We start from the raw sequence: 16,711 nt of genomic DNA, 5'->3' as shown, positions 1-16,711 counted from the left end.
ACGGCCACGCTGGTTGCTGATTGCTACGACGGCCTTCTTCATCCTCTTGGGGGGAACTCTTCCCCGTCTCGGTGTGAACGCCCCGATCACGGTTCTGATCTTCCTCCTCGGCGTTTTCGCCCTCCCGTGCGCAGTACTCGATGGGACCGGCGACAGGGTCTGGAAACTCGAACCTCTCAACCCGGTGCGGGCACGGATTCCACTGCCTTTGTGGGGCTTCGCTGCCTGTGCATCCGTTTCTGCGATCCAGCAGTGGACCGAAGTCGCCGCTCAGAATGCCATGGTCTACGTGTCCTTCGTCGCCTTGACGGCGCTCGCCGCCGCATGGACTTCGGCCGGGTCGCCGATGATGCTCCTGCAGTGGGTTCGCGCGACGGCTGTGATGGGTGCTGTGGTCTACGTGGTGGCGGTGGGCTTGAGCGGACCGGGAAGCAGTGGCCTCTACAACGCCCGCGTCTACGGCGAGGTCGCGTGGATCGGCATGGTCGCCGCAGTGCCCCTTGGCCGCCGGTCACGCCTGGGCTATGCCGTCCCCCTGCTCCTGCTCGCCGCTACCGTGCTCAGTCTGTCCCGCACCGCTACAGCGGTGTCTGCTCTACTGTTTCTGGCCCTCGCCCTAACAGGTCGTGACCGTGGCAAACTGCGCAGATTCTTCTTGTTCACCACGGCGATGATTTGCAGCGCCTACTGGCTGATCAATCGGTACCAGCCCCTACGGGGCCGGTTCACCGAGAACGACAACCAGATGATCGCGGGGTGGGAGGTGGGCACCTCGGGTCGGGCACGACTCTGGTCGATCACATGGGATTCGATCCAAGAGTCTCCTTGGTCGGGGCACGGCGTCGGCAGCGCGATGCGGCTCATCTCGGACGTCTTCGGGGCTGACTACCTCTCTCACCCACATAACGACTACCTGCGACTTTGGCACGACCTCGGGCTCATCGGCCTCGGTCTGTGGCTGTCGACAATGCTCATCATCGGTCACGGCGCTTACCGTCGTTGGAGGGCCGCTCCGAACGACGCTGACCGGGCAATCCACCAGGCGGCACTGCTCGCCGTGATCGGGTTGAGCCTGAATGCGGTCACTTCCAACCTGCTCACCTACATCTTCGTGATGGTGCCCATCGCGGTGATCATCGGAACCAGCCTCGGGCGCGCGAACGCGAACGGCAGGCAGGATACTTCCCTGCTTGCGGTAGGAGACGTAGAACCAGGCGCGACAGCCCGGTTCGCCGATGTGCGGATGAAGGCGTTCGTTGCCAAGCAGGGCGATGACACGACAGGGACAGCAGATGAATCCAGTAAATACCGTGAAAGGGTGAGAGCAGCATCCACAATGGAGGCATGACCCTTCTTCATCGGGCACGCACGGTCGCTCAGCGCCTTGGCGTCGATGTAAATCGTTTCCCGCAGTGCTCATTCGAATATCGTGTCGTGCAGTTGATGCTGCGCAGTCGCGTCGATGTCGTTCTCGACGTGGGAGCGAATCGTGGTCAATACGGAACGATGCTGAGACGGTTCGGATACCGCGGAAGGATCGTGTCCTTCGAGCCGCTGCACGAACATCTGCAGATACTGCGCCGGCGTGCTGCGGCGGACCGGCGGTGGGACGTGTTTCCCTATGCGCTCGGTGACAAGAATCATTCCGTCACTGTGAATATCGCCGGCAACGGAGGTGCCAGCAGTTCCGTACTGCCCATGTTGCCCAGGCACGCCGAAGCCTGTCCGGAATCCCGCTACGTGGACGTTCAGGAAACCGAACAGCGTCGCCTTGACTCTGTCTGGCCGCAAGTCACCAGGCCGGGGCAGCGGGTGTTCCTCAAACTCGACGTCCAGGGATATGAGGGAGCGGTTCTGGACGGAGCTGGAGACCTTGTCGGACAGTGCTCGGGACTGCAGATGGAAGTCTCATGCGTCCCGCTGTACGAGGGAGGCCTGCTCCTGGACCAGGCATTGAGGATCGCCCAGCAGCAGTACGGGATGACTCTGGTGGCGCTGGTGCCCGGGTTCACCGACAGCCGGACCGGGCAACTGCTGCAGTGCGACGCGGTCTTTCTCGGCGATGTTGTGCAGACGTAACCCCCGGAATCGGGGGCGGCGCAGAACTCGGGCGCCGCTCATCAAGAGGATCGGTCAGCCGGACTGGTCGCCTGGCCGGCTCATGGAAGCCAGCGGTTTGCGGTGCAGCAGCAGTCCCGTGGCAACAGCGGCCGCATACACAGGGATCCGGTTGCGCAGGAGTACGCATACGAAGACGACCGGCAGCATGGACGCCAGGCCGTACGCCAGGGCAGTCGCCGCGGAACGCCCCGAGGCGCCCAGCGCGGCCGCTCCGCCGAGTGCCGCACCGACGGCTGCGTGTACTCCGTGGATGCGCAGGGCAGCGCCCGCACGCATCAGGCCGGCCCGATGCCAGGCCACCAGCTGCACGAGGTGGCCCACCACTTGTCCCGCGGCAGCCCCGCCCGCCATCAGCACAAGGCTCCGCGCGAACACGGCCACCCCAACCCCCACGGCCGTCGCGAAGACCGTGGCCATCAGGGTACCGACGAGGGCACGTGGAGCATCCCGTACCTGGTCGATCGACCCTCCGCAATAGCAAAGCAGGGTCATGGCCGCGCCTGCGGACAGTACGGGAACCAGGGCCACGGCCAACTCCCAGCCCGGACCCAGTAGCAGGCGGAGGACAGCCGGTCCGATCCCCGCCGCGATACCGAAGCCGATGAACGCGACGGCCGATGCGGCGCACAGCGTTCGCTCCACGGCATGGACGAAACGGTGGCCCTCGGCGCGCCGCTCGGCGAGCAGCGGAGTCACGGCCCAGTTGAGCCCTTGATACAGGAACGTCAGAAGCAGTCCTGTGAACAGGGATGCTCGAAAGTACGATCCCACGGCGCCCGCAGCGAGCAGCTGGCCCGCAGCCCACAACGGAATGCTGTTGGTGATGAACTGCCCCAAGCTGTGACTCGTCATGAATCCCGAAGGAGCAAGGAGGTCGCGAGCTCTGACCGCCGGCCCGAGAGGCAGAGGCCTACGAGCAACCCAGGCCGTACCCACGGACAGGGACACGGCTGCCGCGATCGGCTGTGCCAGGGCCAGTCCGAAAGGGCTCCATCCCCATGCCAGGAGACTCGCGGCTGTTGCCACCCCCACCGCCTGGCCCAGCGACTCAGCCATCACCGCAACCTTGGCCGCTCCCACGCGTCGCATGGCCGCGACGGTCACGACAGCGCTCGGTTGCATGAGGAACGCACACCCCAGAAGGCGCACCATGGCGGTGAGGTCCGGCATGTGGAAGAGGGTGCCGAAGACCGGTGCCACCGTCTCCACCAGGAGAAAGCACAGTGGGCCGGAAATCATTCCAAGACGCCGGACAGCACGCACGAAGGGCAGCGTCAGGCGCTCTGACCGGAGCACGCAGGCGGACAATCCAGCATTGGCGAAGTAGCCGAAGAACGGCACCACGCTCAGCGCGACGGCGTAAGCGCCATAGGAACGGGCATCGACAGTGCGGGCGGTGTAGGCCGTATAGCCGAGCTGCAGCAGCACGACCACGACGGATCCGGCCATGTTCCACTGCAGACTGACCAGAGCTGAGCGGGATGCGGTATCCGAGGATCGATGCGGGAAGGAGACGGTCGCGCGGTGAGCCGCTTGCATGTCCGAAAATTCAGCCGTTCAGGAGTTATTGCCGAGTGAGTTCGCCCGCACGAAGGCTGGAGAGCGCGCCCACGGCTGACGTCATCTCAGGACTCGCCAGCACGATGCATCCCCGCTTGGCGCCGGTATCCTGGGGCGAGCCGCTTTTCGGGTAGAAGGCCTTCCACCCGGGGAGTACGGGAAGGTAGTTCGTGTCCGACGGAACCCCGTGGTAGGACGTGAACTGATAGCCGGGGTCATCCGGAACGCGGAAGTCGTCGATCATCACCAATGATCTGCTCCAGCGGTCCTTGATGATCTCCAGTTCCTGGTAACGAGGCACGTCCTCCTGCCAGTGAGCATCGAGGTAGAAGAGCAGCGTAGGGTATCCGCGCCGCGGGGAGAGGACATGCAGCATCTTCCGCGAGTCTCCGTGGTACAGGTGGATCCCGGAATGCTGCGGCATTTCACCGCAGCATACCTGTAGAACCTCGCTTCGATCTCGGCGGAGTGGACGGGCAGGCCGGACATCGTGCTCAGGAAACTCGTCGTCGTACCACGGAAAGACCCGGTTTCGACGATCTCGTCGAAGCTGATTGCACTCAGGAGCTCACGGATGATCCCCTGGCGCTCGAGCTGCCCGTTGAACGCACCTAGTTCAGGCATCGTCAGGTGAGGGAACAAGACATCCATCCGGAAGGAGATCGAGGCAGGCAGGGCGGCGCTGATCCTGAAGTAGGCCCGCTGTGAAAGGTTCACTGTCCACTCCGTCGTGTTGTGTCGCCGTCGAACTTCACCACGACCGCGACCATCATGTTCCGAGCCGGTTCATTGCTCGGAGCGCACGCTCTGTCTTGCTGGGTCAAGCGGTCCTCGAACGCGCAGCGTGTGGTGCGATCAGCATGCGCCGCTCGCGCAGAAAACGGGTCAGCGGAGCGCTGGTGACGTGGAAGACCAGTCATCTTCCAATTCCGAACATTTCCGCGGGCGCGGCACGCTGCACATCAATTTCCCTCGTCACGACTCCTCAGCGCGCGTAGAATTGACGTTCGGTCAGCCTGTCATGGATGTATGTCATTAGCCTTTCGCGCGCGCCGCACGAGCGTGAAGTCAGAATTGCCGCGCTGTTGGGCAGTCGGAATTCTCCGGAAGGCTTCGGTGCTGTCGGACAAGGAACCGTACTGCACTGCGAATTCGGACGAGAGTCACACCGCCGAGGAGCCGTGCGTAGGGCGACAGCCAGTACACCGGCCACATCGAACCCGCGTGCCGCCGTGTGAACCGCAACCAACTTCCCGGCGGAAGGCCTTTGGGGGAGCACATCGTATGCATCCGCTTCAGGAAGGGTAGTGCGGGGTCGGTCCAGGTTCCCGCCGCGGAGTTGCGGGCACATGTGCCCAGCGTTCCAGCGGCGACCCAGATGGCACATCCAAGGCGCCTGGCGCGCAGGCCGTAGTCGAAGTCGGCCAACCCATGGCTGAAGCCCGGGTCGATCTGCCCGACGCGCTGGACCACAGGGCGGGGAATCAGTACGAGGTTCCCGTTCATCGTCTCGGCCCGAACCGGCCTGTCGGTCGGAGCGAGGGTGGCGAAGTGTACCGGGCGCAGACGGCTGAGGCGGTGAACACCGGAATACGTCACTGTGCCGGAGTGCGGATCGCGCAGGCCGCCCACGACAATCCTGTCGCCCTCCGCCGTAGCGGCAAGCGATCGGTAGGTCCCGAGCAACCGTGACAGCGCTCCGGGGTCCAGGATCACGTCGTCGTTGAGCCAGAGAAGGAAGTCGTAGTCGCCTGCGGCCGACGCAGCGAGCGCCATCGCCTTCGCCCAGAAAAGTGTGCCGTTGCCCTGGAGCACGTGGATGCGGGGCCATACCTCGCGGGCAGCGTGTGCGGTGCCGTCCGTGCAGCCGTCGTCGGTGAGCACGACGCGCACGGACACCTCGGGTCCGCCCTGCCCGATCAGCGACCGCAGGCACCGGACCGTGGTCTCGCAACGGTTGTGGCTGGCGATCAACACGACCACCCGCGTCATCGGTGTCATCGGTGACCACGTGGTTCTCTGTTCGCGTCCACGCCTCACCCCCGATTGGGAAGTGCGAGGACTTCGGCAGTCATTACACTGACACCCTTCATGAGATCTACTCTTCCATCTGACAGATTTCTCGGGTCGGCTTACTCACTTCTCCCGAGCATATGCAGCAATCCGTCACAGAAACGCTCCGCCATGCCGTCGGTCGTATAGGCGGCGGCATCCCTGCGGCATGCCTCACGAAGGGATGCCAGACGGGTGCGATCGTTGAGTACTTGCAGCACCGCCATCGCGTAGGTCTCCGGATCGTCCCGGGTGACCACTGCGTTGCGGCCGTGGACCAGGTACTCGAACTCGGGTGCATGCCAGGGCCAGTCGGTCGTGATGACAGGAGTGCGCAGGGCGAAAGAGTCGACCGCGCACAGTCCGACGCGGCCCGGCATCAGCATGACGTCGCTGACCGCGCCGAGCAGCGCGGCGTTTCGCCCGGTCGCGCGGCCTACTGCGACTACTGGGCTGCCGGGCCGGGAGGCGGCCTCGTCCACCAGGCTCCGGGAGGCGCCGTCTCCGGCCACCAGTAGGCGAAACTCGGGCAGTTCACCGGCGATCCGCTCGGCGGATTCCAGTAGGAAGGGAATCCGCTTCGGCTCGTCCAGCCCGCCGAGGAACAGCGCGGTGCGCCCGGCAACCAGGCTGTGCCGGTCCCGTAGCCGCGCACTCTCGGCGTATTCCGATGTCCCGGGCTTCTCGGCACGCTCGCGGGCGGCGACCAAAGCCGCAGTGTCGACGGAGTTGTGCAGCACGGTGATCCGGTCACGGGGGAAGCCGCGCGAGGCGACGTACGTGGCTCCGCCTTCGGTGTAGGCGAAGAACCAAGCGCCGAGCCGTGTCAGTGTGTCCTTGGCGGAAGTCTCGAGGCGGCTGAAGGGTTTGGTATAGGTCCGGCCATGGCCCCAGAAGGCGACCTGGGGACCGCACCCGACCCTCCGTCCGATGAGCTGCCTCAGCAGAAGGGGATAGACCTCCAAGTTGTGCAACGCCTGCTCCAGCACGAGCACGTCGGCGGAAGCCGCCCGGTGCTGCACTTCATGCCAGAGCAGGATGCGCCCTCCCGGCAAGGCGAGCCTTCGGGTGGGCACCCGTGTGGTGAATACGGAGGGTGACCTGTCTCGTCGGGCTTCGTGACCAGGGGGTGGCGGGCCGTGCAGCACTTCCAGGGTGACACCCTCGGTATCGAGGCGGTACTGCACGTGGTTGAAGAAGGTTCTCCGGTAGTCGGGCAAGTACGGCTGTACCACGACGATGCGTCGCCGAGCTCTGCCTGCGGTCAGCATGCTGCCTCCGCGACGCCGACGGATCGGGGTCCCATCACACTCTCCACGGCGTGCGCGTAGACGGCGGTCATCGCGGCTGTCCAGGATCGTGCGGTGTAGTGCTCGGCGTGTACGCGCCGGCAGTGCTCACGCAATGCGGGAAAGCGCTCACGGGCCGCCGAGAGCGCCTGCGGAAGCTCGTCGGCGCTGCTGTAGACCGCACCTGTTCCGTGACGGAGCACACCGTCCGCAGCTGCTGACCCGGTGAGAGCGAGTACAGGCAACCCGGCGGCCATCGCCTCCGGATAGATGATAGGTGCCATCTCAGGACAAATGCTGGGGAACACCAGGCCGGTGTATCCAGGCAGCCGGTCCAGGAGCTGCTGACGTGAGAGAGCGCCGAAGAGCCGCACGCTCTTGGGCGCGGCTTCCGCGCAAGCCGGCTCCAACGGTCCGGAGCCGATCACATCGAGGGGTTCGCCCTCCGGCCAGCTTCGCAGCAGGGGCAGGATGCCTTTCTCCTCGCTAAGCCGACCGGCATAGACCCAGCGGCTGTCTGATCCCGACATGGCCGACGTGTGGTCCGCTGGTTGTCCGCGGCCCTGGGCGTTGGCGAAGTTGGGTACCGCGATGAGCTTTTCCGCAGGCAGGCCGAATCTCAGACAGAGGTTCCTGCTGTGATCGGAGAGCACGACCAATCGCTCGGCGCGACGCAGCAGAGGATGGGCAGCTGCACCGCCGCGGCCGGCCCAGGCGAGCGGGAGCGTGGCGCTCCGCGCCCCCCGATAGCAACCATGCCGCAGTCCCGCCCAGCGGTCACCGTCGGGGCATGCGGTGCACATCTGCCCGTTACGGAAGAGCGTCCCGGCCGCGCAGGCCGGGCGGTAGTTGTGGAGCGTGGCGACGAGAGCACCAGGCCACTGGGACAGCCAGTCAGTAGCGAAATTGGGGAAGAGATTGTGGACATGCACGATATCGGGAGCAAACCGGCTGAGGGTGTACAGCGGTGACCGGCCGAAGCCGGTGGCTACCCGGACTGCCGCGCGCAGGGCGTATCCCGGCTCGGCCTGCAACGTGTCGGTGTGCGCGGCAACCACGGCGACTTCATGTCCAGCGGCACGGAGGGCCTCCGCCTGGTCCAGCACGGCGGCGTTCTCCCCGCTGGGCTGACGGGACGAGTAGAAGCTGTGTACCAGCGCCACGCGATAGGACGGTGAATCATTCGGTGGGGTATCGACCTGGAGGTGGGCTGTCTCGTTCACCCTGAGCGTCACGTCTGGTCCTCGGCTGGAGGTCGCTTGCGGTGGTGGGAGCCGCCGGATGCTGTCTCGTGCGGCAGTTCCGAAGGCATCGGGGGTCTTTCGCTCACCGGAAGGCGAGTCGGGCTGTGCGTCGTGGGCCGTGGTGGGCGAAGACCATGCTGACTCTGTATGTGCATTGAGCCCTCCTCTCTCGCATTGCAGGTTCGGACGGTTGAGTGAGCGAGATCGGAGTCGGCGTCCTCGCGGACGTCGGCTGCCGGACTCCCTGGCGATGCGTGGGAGGTGAGTGGCACTGCGGCCCGCCTGGGTGCCGCAGGTGGGGGACTTCCTCGGTCGAAGCGGTCATCGGTTCCTCTCCCGGCTGCTGAGGAACGCCGCGCTGAAGAGCGAGGGTCGCGCCGACGGGGCAGCCTTCCGCGGTGCGGTCCCGAGGGCCGCCTGCCGGACGACGCCCTTGATGAACCGTGCGTTGCCGAACAGATAGCGCCGCCACAGCCTGCGCGGCTCAGAGGCCAGCCGGAACAGCCACTCCAGCCCGCTGCGCCGCATCCAGGGGGGTGCCTGCCGTTTGTGTCCGGCGATGAAGTCGAAGGCCGCACCCACCGCCACGGCGACCACGGGGAGTGCGGCGCACAGCTCGGCGGCCCGGCGATCCTGCTTGGGAGTACCGAGTCCCACCCAGACGATGTCCGCGCCGGCGGTGCGGATGTCCTCCTCCTGCTCCAGCAGCTCCCGGGTGGTCAGAGGCCGGAAGGGCGGGGTGCAGGCGCCGACGATCGGAGTCCGGGGGAAACGCCGCTGCAACTCGCCCTGCAGGGACTCCAGCACCTCCGGTGTGGAGCCCAGCAGGTAGTGCCGCAGTCCGGTGTTCTGGCTCAGGGCGAAGACGTCCAGCACGAGGTCCGGCCCGTACACGCGCCTGGTCGGCAGCACCGTGCCGCGGTGCAGGAGTTGGTTGGCCCAGACCACCGGCTGTCCATCGGGGAGGTTGAGGGCTGCCGAGCGAAGGATGCCGAGCAGCTGGGGGTCCCGGTCGGCGAGAGCCAGGGTGTAGGCGTTGCACAGATGCACATCACCCCCGCGCGCTCGGTCCGTCATCCCGACCCGCGGCGCGCGGCGTGCCTCGCGGATCTGTTGGGCGAGGTGCACGACCTCGTGGGCTGCGCTCTCGCGGGAGTGCGCGGCGATGGGCACGCCCACGCACCCGACCACAGGGACCGTCTCAGTTTCCCGCACTCGTCGCCGGCTCACCGGAGTGGTCATGGACGGACAGGGGCATTCAGCGCGGAAGCGACGGGCTGCCTGGGTTCGGTGACGTCGCCGAAGGCCACACGGCGGCGGAAGTCCTTGATGGTCTCGCGCAGGCCGTGTTCGACCGGAGTGGTGGGTGTCCAGTCCAGCAGTTCGCCGGCCAAGGCGATGCTCGGACGGCGCTTTCCCGGATCGTCCTGCGGCCGGGGGATCAGCATGATCTCGGAGGAGGATTCGGTGAGCTTGCTGATCCACTGGGCCAGCTCGAGCATGGAGACCTCGTGCGGGTTGCCCAGATTGACCGGACCGCCGTGGCTGCCGGCGAGCATCCGCAGCAAACCGTCGACGATGTCGTCGACGTAGCACAGGGACCGCGTCTGGCTGCCGTCACCGGTGACGGTGATCGGCTCTCCCCGCAGTGCCTGGCGGATGAAGGTGGGGATGGCCCGTCCGTCGTCCGGTCGCATCCTGGGGCCGAAGGTGTTGAAGATGCGCACGATCTTGGCGTCGACGCCGCGGGTCCTGCGGTACGCCATCGTCAGTGCCTCGCCGAAGCGTTTCGCCTCGTCGTACACCGAACGCGGGCCCACCGGGTTGACGTGCCCCCAGTAGCTCTCCGGCTGCGGGTGGACCTGGGGGTCTCCGTACGACTCGGAAGTGGAGGTCAGCAGGAAGCGCGCGCCTTTGGCGGAGGCCAGGTCCAGGGCGTGCCAGGTACCGGTCGATCCCGCGCGCAATGTTTCCAGGGGCAGCCTCAGGTAGTCCACGGGCGAGGCGGGCGAGGCCAGGTGGAGCACGGCGTCCACCGGTCCGGGTACGTCGAGGCCCTGGGTGATGTCCGAGTGCTCGAACTGGAAGCGCGGGTTGCCCAACAGATGCTCGACGTTGTCCACGCTGGACGTCACGAGATTGTCCACGCACAACACGACGTGGTCTGCGGCGAGCAGGCGCTCGCAAAGGTGGGAGCCGATGAATCCGGTCCCGCCCGTCACTACGGCACGCATGAAGGTCCTCTCGGCTGCCCCGTCGCAAGCCGGACGGCGGCAAGCTGAAGTGTCATTGCCGAAACTTACATCGACATCGTGTTTGTATTTATTGATCCGTTATGAAGCATTTGAGACGTCAGGTGCATGAATATGCCGCCAGGCTGGGCAAGTTTCCCTCGTTCGGTTGAAGGTGAGCCCCGCGTCCAGACGCTCGCCCCATTGGCGATCCGTCATCGCCCGTCTCCGCGGCGCCGGTCGCGGCGGGGAGGCCGGGCCGTCAAACGGATCACGGATGTGATGGGGGCTGCCGTCCTGCTCCTTCTGCTTGCGCCGGTACTCCTCATGTGCGCCATCGCGGTCAAGAGCGACTCACCGGGGCCCGTGCTGTTCCGTCAGCGGCGTACGGGCCGGCACGGCAAGGAGTTCGACGTCCTGAAGCTGCGCACCATGCAGGTCGGGGCGGAAGGGATGCGAGCGGCACTGGCCGTCCGCAACGAAGCCGACGGGCACCTGTTCAAGATTCGCGAGGATCCCCGTGTCACTGCCGTGGGACGCCGGCTGCGCCGCTACTCCCTGGACGAGCTGCCGCAACTGGTGAATGTGCTGATGGGCCACATGTCGCTGGTCGGCCCCCGACCGCTGCCGATCGGGGACTCCGCCTTCACCGGCGCGGCCCGCCGCCGTCTGCTGGTGCGGCCGGGCCTCACCGGCCTGTGGCAGATCAGCGGCCGGTCCAACCTCGCCTGGGACGACGCCCTGCGTCTGGACCTGCAGTACGTCGACTCCTGGTCCTTCCGGCTGGACCTGACCATCCTCGCCCGGACGCTGCCCGTCGTACTGCGCGGGGACGGCGCCTACTGAGGCGGCCTGCGCCGAGCCACCGCCGAAGGAAGGAAGATGCAATGCCGCGTCCCGAGAAACGCTCCGAGCCGCGCAACGCCGACACCCCGGTCCGATGGCTCCGCAGCCGTCGTGCCAGGCGACTGGCATGGGCCGTCGGAGGACTGTTCCTGGCCGGCATCGCCTGGATCGCCGTCACCGGCATGCTCGCCCGCAACGAACTGCTGGCCGCCCAGCGGACCCTGGAAGTGGTGCGGCAGCAGATCGCCGCAGGCTCGCCCGCGGGCTCGGCCGCTGCGGGTGCCGCGTCGGTGACGGGAACCCCCGGGGCCACTGTGGACATCGCCGCCCGGCACGCCGACAGAGCACACCGCCTTACCACCGGCCCAGCGTGGTACCCCGCCGCGCACCTGCCCGTCATCGGCGGCCCCCTGCGCACCGTACGCGGTGCCGCGGAGGCAGCCGACCGGCTGACCCGAGACGTGCTCGCCCCCCTGGCGCACACGGCCACCGAACTCACCGCTGTCACCGGGCAGGAGGGTGGGTCCCTGAACCTCCCCGCGCTGCGTCGCGCCGCCCCCGCCCTCGACCAGGCCTCGCGCAGCGCCTCCGAGGTGCGAACCCAGGTCGCCGGGTTGCCCCGCAGCAGCTGGCTGCCCTCCCTCGAGCGGGCCAGGACCCAGCTCGTCGCACAGCTCGACCGGATCGTCCCCGCCACGGTCGACGCCGCTGCGGCGGCGCGCGTGATGCCGTCCATGCTGGGAGAACAGGGCCCACGGCGCTACATGGTGGTGTTCGAGAACACCGCAGAAGCCCGCGGCACCGGTGGGCTGCCTGGGGCGTTCGCGATCCTCACCGCGGACCGCGGACGGTTGAGTTTCGAGCGCTTCGGCAACGACACCGAGCTGGCCAAGGCCCGAGCGACAGTCGACCTGGGAACCGAGTATGCGGCGTTGTACGGCCGTAACGCCCCCACCAGCGTCTGGGTCAACTCCAACCTCAGTCCGCACTTCCCGTATGCGGCGCGCATCTGGACCGCTGTGTGGCGGGAGTACAAGGGACAGAAGGTGGACGGCGCCTTCGCCCTCGATCCCAGCGCGCTGGCAGCGCTGCTCGCCGCGGCCGGCCCCGCCCGTCTGCCCGACGGCACCGCCGTCACCGCGGCCAATGTGGTGGACCTGACCGAGCGCACCAGCTACGCGGCCTACCCCAAAACGGAAGAGCGCAAGGAGTTCTTCCTCGACGTGGCCCGCGCCACCGCGGATGTGCTGCTGGGAGCCGCCGACGATCCGAACCGACGGCCCGCGTTGTTCACCGCACTGCGCGGCCAACTGCAGGAGGGGCGGGTCAAGGTGTGGAGTGCCCATCCGTCCGAGCAGAGGGAGCTGAGACCGCGCCCCTTCGGTGGCACCCTGCCCGACAGCTCTGATCCGTTCGCCGGACTGGTCGTCAACAATGCGGCCGGCACCAAACTGGACTACTACCTGGACCGGCGCCTGGACTGGGTACCCGGCCGGTGCACCGCAGCCGGCCGTGAGATCACCGTGACCGTGCGCCTGACCAACACGGCACCCGGATCCGGGCTCCCCACGTATGTCACACAGCGGGTGGACGCCCCGCCCTACCGAACCCGTCCCGGCGACAACCGTCTGCTGGTCTCGTACTACGCGACCGAGGGGGCTCAGCTGGACAAGGCGACTCTGGACGGACGACCGGCCCTGCTGAACCGCGCAGTCGAGCGCGGCCACCCGGTCTACACCGTTGACCTGGAACTGCCCGCGGGTGCCACCCGTACCTTCGTGCTGCACCTGCTGGAGCCCCACTCGGAACGTCCCCCGTCCCTGCTGCGCCAGTCGCTGGTGCGGCCCCTGCAGGCCACCGTGCGGCCGTACGTACCGTGTGGTGACTGACCGTCCTCTTCGAGCCCTGCCCGGCGGGCGCGCAGCTCCCGCCGGACCGTGCACATCTCAATGGTGCGACGGTGCGGGGGCCAGCACCGCGGCTGCGATCTGCTCCACCGACTCGGCGATCCGCACGGCAACCTGCTGCGCCACCGGCATGGCCGCACCGTGGGGATCGGCCACATCGTCGTCGTCCGCCCATCGGCCGCCTCCCCGTCGCGCCGCGGCACCCTTGACCAGCGCCGCGGCGCGCTCGGCAGGTTCCGTCGCGCCTGCGGCGTCTTCCGGCCTCAGCAACCGGGCGAACTCACGCAACGTGAAGGCCCGCTGCAAGGCCCACAGGGGTGACAGTCGCACGGCTGCCTCGCGGTGCTCGGCAGCAGCACCCAGCACGAGATCGGAGTCATCCACCAGCGCCGCGGTCAGCCGACGGGCGAGCGCGCCGCTGGGATCTCCGCCCAGCCCGATGAGGAGGGAGGCGGCCACAGGGTCCATGCGGGATCCCGCCGTGGCTGCGGTGCCGGCACTGCTCACCAGGATGCTTCCCGGGGATGCGGCGAGCCGGGCCTTCAGCAGGCGTTCCGCCAGTGGCGAGCGGTGCAGATTTCCCGTGCAGACGAAGAGCACGCGAAAAGGCGAGCTCCTGCGTCCCGTGGCTGTCGGGGCCGGGGAAGGAGACATGACGGAAGTATCTTCCCGCCCGTGGCCGTCCACCGCCCGCCTCGCCGGGCGAGCCGCTGCAAGACCACCGGCGCGTCCGCGGACGACCGGGCCGAGGTGAGCCGACGGTGGTGAGACGGCAGGCGGCGGTGTCGGAGCCGGCGTTTGCCATGCGGAACCGCATCAGATCCGGGACGCGGTCGCCTCTCCAGACCGCCACGTGAGTGCACCTGGTACACCGTCCTGCCGAGCACCGTGGCGTGGTTGTTTGAGCGGGTCTGTTCATGTCTATGGATCCGAGCGCTTGATGTCCTTTTGACGCCCTTGCGGCCCGACGGCCCGCAGTCCGGAAGTCGCCCGGCTGGGACTTCCGACGGCGGCGGGGTCGTGAGGCAGTGCCGATCGAGTCCAACGGAGTGACGTACCCGAGTGTCGGTAGAGGTGGTTCGGACGGCGGATTCCCATGTCTGCCTTTGAATACGTACACAAACAGGGGCGGCGTGCAGAAGGCGCCGGAGCCCCGTAGGGCTGCCTCAGCAGCTCGGCCCGGATGCCGCTCGGAACTGGGCGCCAAGTACAGCCCGATCGTCTCGCCCCGCCGTCCCTCGGTGCCGCCACGTGGCCGACCACGCGACAGGCACGGCAAACATCCTGTTCTGCAAAGCGGTTCGACCCTCTACATCGACAGCAACAACGATCACCACTCATCAAGCGTCTTCCGAAGGAGCCCGAAACCATGCCCAGACGCTCCGTGTGGCGAGCCACCGTGGCTGCCACCGCCGCAAGCCTCATTGCCGCTGCTCCGCTTGTCGTCGCCGAGCCGGCGTTCGCGCAGCCGTACCCTCCAAGCCAAGACCCGACTATTATCGGTGACAACACCTTGGCCCCCGGTGACGAAGCCGACTTCCAGGGGACCGGTTTCCAGGGCGGCGAGGGGGTTCTCGCACGCCTCGTCCCGGTCGGGGCTGGCGCCGCCGGAGCAGCAGGTGCGGCCGCATTCGGAAGGTCGGCGGTTCTCCCGCAGTCCTTCGCGGCAGCCCGCCCCACACCCACGGCCACAACAACGTCCAAGCCGACGACTGCTCCTGACTCCAGCTCCGACGGTCGCGATGAGCGGCGGATCGTGGAGTTCGGAACGTGGACTGCGGCGACGAGCGGCATTGTGACGGGAACGATCACCATTCCCAAGCGCACCGCACCGGGTCGCTATGATTTTCAGCTCGTCGGCCAGCTGATTACCCTGACCGCACCGGTGACCGTGCTCGACGACAAGGACGATGACCACGGGCGTCCCGGACACGGTGACGGCGACGACGATGACCACGGGCGTCCCGGACACGGTGACGGCGACGACGATGACCACGGGCGTCCGGGGCACGGTGATGGCGACGACGATGACCACGGGCGTCCGGGGCACGGTGATGGCGACGACGATGACCACGGGCGTCCCGGCAGTGGTGACGACGACAGTCACGAGCGGTCCGGGCACGATGACGACCGTGACCACTCGGGTGGCGACGACAACGGGGACGATCACGGATCCTCCGACGACGACGACGACGATTCCTCGGGCTCCTCGCTGGCCGACACCGGTTCGCCGGAGATGCCCGGAGTGCTGCTCACCGCGGCAGGCGGCCTGGTGCTGCTCGGCGGCGGAGCACTCGTCCTCGTGAAGCGCCGACGTTCTGCAGCCCGCCGCGGCTGAGGGACGACAGCGCCAGAGCACAGGCAATCTCCCGGACGCCGCAGCGCCGTCCGGGAGATTGCCTTCTTGCTGGTCGGCCCTTCCACCAGCGCGCTGGTGCGTGCTGCCCCGGGTGTGGGCCAGGACGACCGCGAAATGAGTGCGCCACGAGGGCGACCGTCGGTGAGCCGGTCCGGCGGGCAGCCCTTCCGGCCCGGCCGTTGTGCAAGTGTGGCGCCATGCGAGGTGCGTTCGTGGTTCCGGCAGCGGTCGTTGCTCTCGTCGGTGGGATGCTCGTCCAATCGTGCGAGGCGGGCGGCGATGCCAAGGACGGCGGGCACGGCAGGCCCGGACAGGCCACGGCACAGGTCGAGCAGTTGCGGGTCGAGGTCGTCGAGACCCTGTCCCACGATCCGAAGGCCTACACGCAGGGCCTGGAGATGGCGCACGGTGTGCTCTACGAGGGCACGGGGATGGCCGGCCGGTCGACGATCAGGTCGGGCCGCCCCGGCGCCCCGGCGACGCTCCGCTCCGAACTGCCTGCGCCGTTGTTCGGCGAGGGCATCACCGTCGTGGGCGCGACCGTCTGGCAACTGACCTGGCGCAACGGCATCGCCATCGAATGGGACGCGAGGACACTGGCCGAGTTGCGCCGGGTTCCCTACGACGGTGAAGGCTGGGGCGTGTGCCACCAGCGGCACCGCCGCCGACTGGTGACGAGCGACGGCTCGTCCCTGCTCGTGTTCCGGGATCCGAGGACTCTGAGGAAGCAGGGCGAGGTCGCCGTCACCCTGCGCGGGCGACGCGTGGGGCGGCTGAACGAGCTGGAATGCGTCGGCGACAGCGTCTACGCCAACGTCTGGCCTGCCGACCGCATCGTCCGTATCGACGCCGACTCCGGCCGGGTGACAGGAGACATTGCGGTTTCGCCCCTGATCAGCGCAGCCGAGCGACGGCACGAGGACGTCCTGAACGGGATCGCTGCCATTCCGGGAACCGATCAGTTCCTGGTGACCGGCAAGTCGTGGCCCAAGATGTTCCGTGTGAAGTTCGTTCCCGCCTCGCAAGCCGACCGCCGGCGCTGAGAGGCGACAGCGACTCCGTCGGGGTCGGAGGTGACCCCGACGCCCCGGAGTTCCGCGGT

General features: G+C 67.4%; 13 protein-coding genes and 1 pseudogene. 6 read left to right on the top strand and 8 right to left on the bottom strand.

Translation table 11 applies throughout. The annotated features are described in order from the left end of the window. Positions 1-73 precede the first annotated feature (73 nt). Together ACWCP0_RS09175 and ACWCP0_RS09170 are read left to right on the top strand one after the other, a co-directional pair. Positions 74-1,348 carry an O-antigen ligase family protein gene (locus ACWCP0_RS09175; RefSeq protein WP_451078213.1) on the top strand — a complete coding sequence of 425 codons (1,275 nt, stop codon included), beginning with the start codon at positions 74-76 and terminating at the stop codon, positions 1,346-1,348. Further along, the gene (locus tag ACWCP0_RS09170; protein WP_451078212.1) at positions 1,345-2,079 is read left to right on the top strand and encodes an FkbM family methyltransferase; all 735 of its coding nucleotides are present in this window, start codon (positions 1,345-1,347) and stop codon (positions 2,077-2,079) included. The genes ACWCP0_RS09175 and ACWCP0_RS09170 overlap by 4 nt, the downstream gene beginning before the upstream one ends. Before the next feature lie 54 nt (positions 2,080-2,133). On the opposite strand, the gene ACWCP0_RS09165 is transcribed toward ACWCP0_RS09170, so the two are convergent. From ACWCP0_RS09165 to ACWCP0_RS09135, 7 genes are all read right to left on the bottom strand, one after another. Next, positions 2,134-3,570 (bottom strand): oligosaccharide flippase family protein, encoded by a 1,437-nt coding sequence (locus tag ACWCP0_RS09165; RefSeq protein WP_451078211.1) that lies wholly within the window; start codon positions 3,568-3,570, stop codon positions 2,134-2,136. 115 nt (positions 3,571-3,685) lie between these two features. Then, positions 3,686-4,105: a hypothetical protein gene (locus ACWCP0_RS09160; RefSeq protein ID WP_451078210.1), complete on the bottom strand. Its 420-nt coding sequence runs from the start codon at positions 4,103-4,105 to the stop codon at positions 3,686-3,688. Positions 4,106-4,749: 644 nt separating this feature from the next. Further along, positions 4,750-5,673: a glycosyltransferase family 2 protein gene (locus ACWCP0_RS09155; RefSeq protein WP_451078209.1), complete on the bottom strand. Its 924-nt coding sequence runs from the start codon at positions 5,671-5,673 to the stop codon at positions 4,750-4,752. A 140-nt stretch (positions 5,674-5,813) separates the two neighbouring features. Next, a complete protein-coding gene (locus ACWCP0_RS09150; RefSeq protein ID WP_451078208.1) occupies positions 5,814-7,004 on the bottom strand; it encodes a glycosyltransferase family 4 protein in 1,191 nt (396 codons plus the stop codon). Further along, entirely contained in the window at positions 6,998-8,257 is a 1,260-nt protein-coding gene (locus tag ACWCP0_RS09145) for a glycosyltransferase family 4 protein (protein WP_451078207.1), read from the bottom strand. Before ACWCP0_RS09145 ends, ACWCP0_RS09150 begins: the two co-directional genes overlap by 7 nt. Positions 8,258-8,587: 330 nt before the next feature. Then, positions 8,588-9,445 (bottom strand): WecB/TagA/CpsF family glycosyltransferase, encoded by an 858-nt coding sequence (locus tag ACWCP0_RS09140; protein ID WP_451078206.1) that lies wholly within the window; start codon positions 9,443-9,445, stop codon positions 8,588-8,590. A 59-nt stretch (positions 9,446-9,504) separates the two neighbouring features. Continuing rightward, positions 9,505-10,500 (bottom strand): UDP-glucuronic acid decarboxylase family protein, encoded by a 996-nt coding sequence (locus tag ACWCP0_RS09135; protein ID WP_451078205.1) that lies wholly within the window; start codon positions 10,498-10,500, stop codon positions 9,505-9,507. A gap of 246 nt (positions 10,501-10,746) precedes the next feature. On the opposite strand from ACWCP0_RS09135, the pseudogene ACWCP0_RS09130 reads away from it, so the two are divergent. Continuing rightward, a pseudogene (locus ACWCP0_RS09130) lies at positions 10,747-11,343 on the top strand (sugar transferase); the annotation flags it as partial. 41 nt (positions 11,344-11,384) lie between these two features. Then, the gene (locus tag ACWCP0_RS09125) at positions 11,385-13,232 is read left to right on the top strand and encodes a DUF4012 domain-containing protein (protein WP_451078204.1); all 1,848 of its coding nucleotides are present in this window, start codon (positions 11,385-11,387) and stop codon (positions 13,230-13,232) included. A 57-nt stretch (positions 13,233-13,289) separates the two neighbouring features. Here ACWCP0_RS09125 and ACWCP0_RS09120 read toward each other — a convergent pair whose 3' ends face one another. Continuing rightward, positions 13,290-13,850: an arsenate reductase/protein-tyrosine-phosphatase family protein gene (locus tag ACWCP0_RS09120; RefSeq protein WP_451078203.1), complete on the bottom strand. Its 561-nt coding sequence runs from the start codon at positions 13,848-13,850 to the stop codon at positions 13,290-13,292. 799 nt (positions 13,851-14,649) lie between these two features. Between ACWCP0_RS09120 and ACWCP0_RS09115 the strand changes: the two genes are divergently transcribed. Both ACWCP0_RS09115 and ACWCP0_RS09110 read left to right on the top strand, forming a co-directional pair. After that, positions 14,650-15,588: an LPXTG cell wall anchor domain-containing protein gene (locus ACWCP0_RS09115; RefSeq protein WP_451078202.1), complete on the top strand. Its 939-nt coding sequence runs from the start codon at positions 14,650-14,652 to the stop codon at positions 15,586-15,588. Positions 15,589-15,857: 269 nt separating this feature from the next. Next, positions 15,858-16,652 carry a glutaminyl-peptide cyclotransferase gene (locus tag ACWCP0_RS09110; RefSeq protein WP_451078201.1) on the top strand — a complete coding sequence of 265 codons (795 nt, stop codon included), beginning with the start codon at positions 15,858-15,860 and terminating at the stop codon, positions 16,650-16,652. The last annotated feature ends 59 nt before the right edge of the window (positions 16,653-16,711 follow it).

It is taken from the genome of Streptomyces sp. NPDC001970 (genome assembly GCF_053594115.1).
This window is presented reverse-complemented; position numbering and strand designations above follow the sequence as displayed.

Coding starts and splice junctions, on each gene's coding strand:
- ACWCP0_RS09110 (WP_451078201.1), top strand. CDS start 15,858: ATGCTCGTCCAATCGTGCGAGGCGGGCGGCGATGCCAAGGACGGCGGG.
- ACWCP0_RS09135 (WP_451078205.1), bottom strand. CDS start 10,500: ATGCGTGCCGTAGTGACGGGCGGGACCGGATTCATCGGCTCCCACCTT.
- ACWCP0_RS09150 (WP_451078208.1), bottom strand. CDS start 7,004: ATGCTGACCGCAGGCAGAGCTCGGCGACGCATCGTCGTGGTACAGCCG.
- ACWCP0_RS09170 (WP_451078212.1), top strand. CDS start 1,345: ATGACCCTTCTTCATCGGGCACGCACGGTCGCTCAGCGCCTTGGCGTC.
- ACWCP0_RS09155 (WP_451078209.1), bottom strand. CDS start 5,673: ATGACGCGGGTGGTCGTGTTGATCGCCAGCCACAACCGTTGCGAGACC.
- ACWCP0_RS09160 (WP_451078210.1), bottom strand. CDS start 4,105: ATGCCGCAGCATTCCGGGATCCACCTGTACCACGGAGACTCGCGGAAG.
- ACWCP0_RS09125 (WP_451078204.1), top strand. CDS start 11,385: ATGCCGCGTCCCGAGAAACGCTCCGAGCCGCGCAACGCCGACACCCCG.
- ACWCP0_RS09165 (WP_451078211.1), bottom strand. CDS start 3,570: ATGGCCGGATCCGTCGTGGTCGTGCTGCTGCAGCTCGGCTATACGGCC.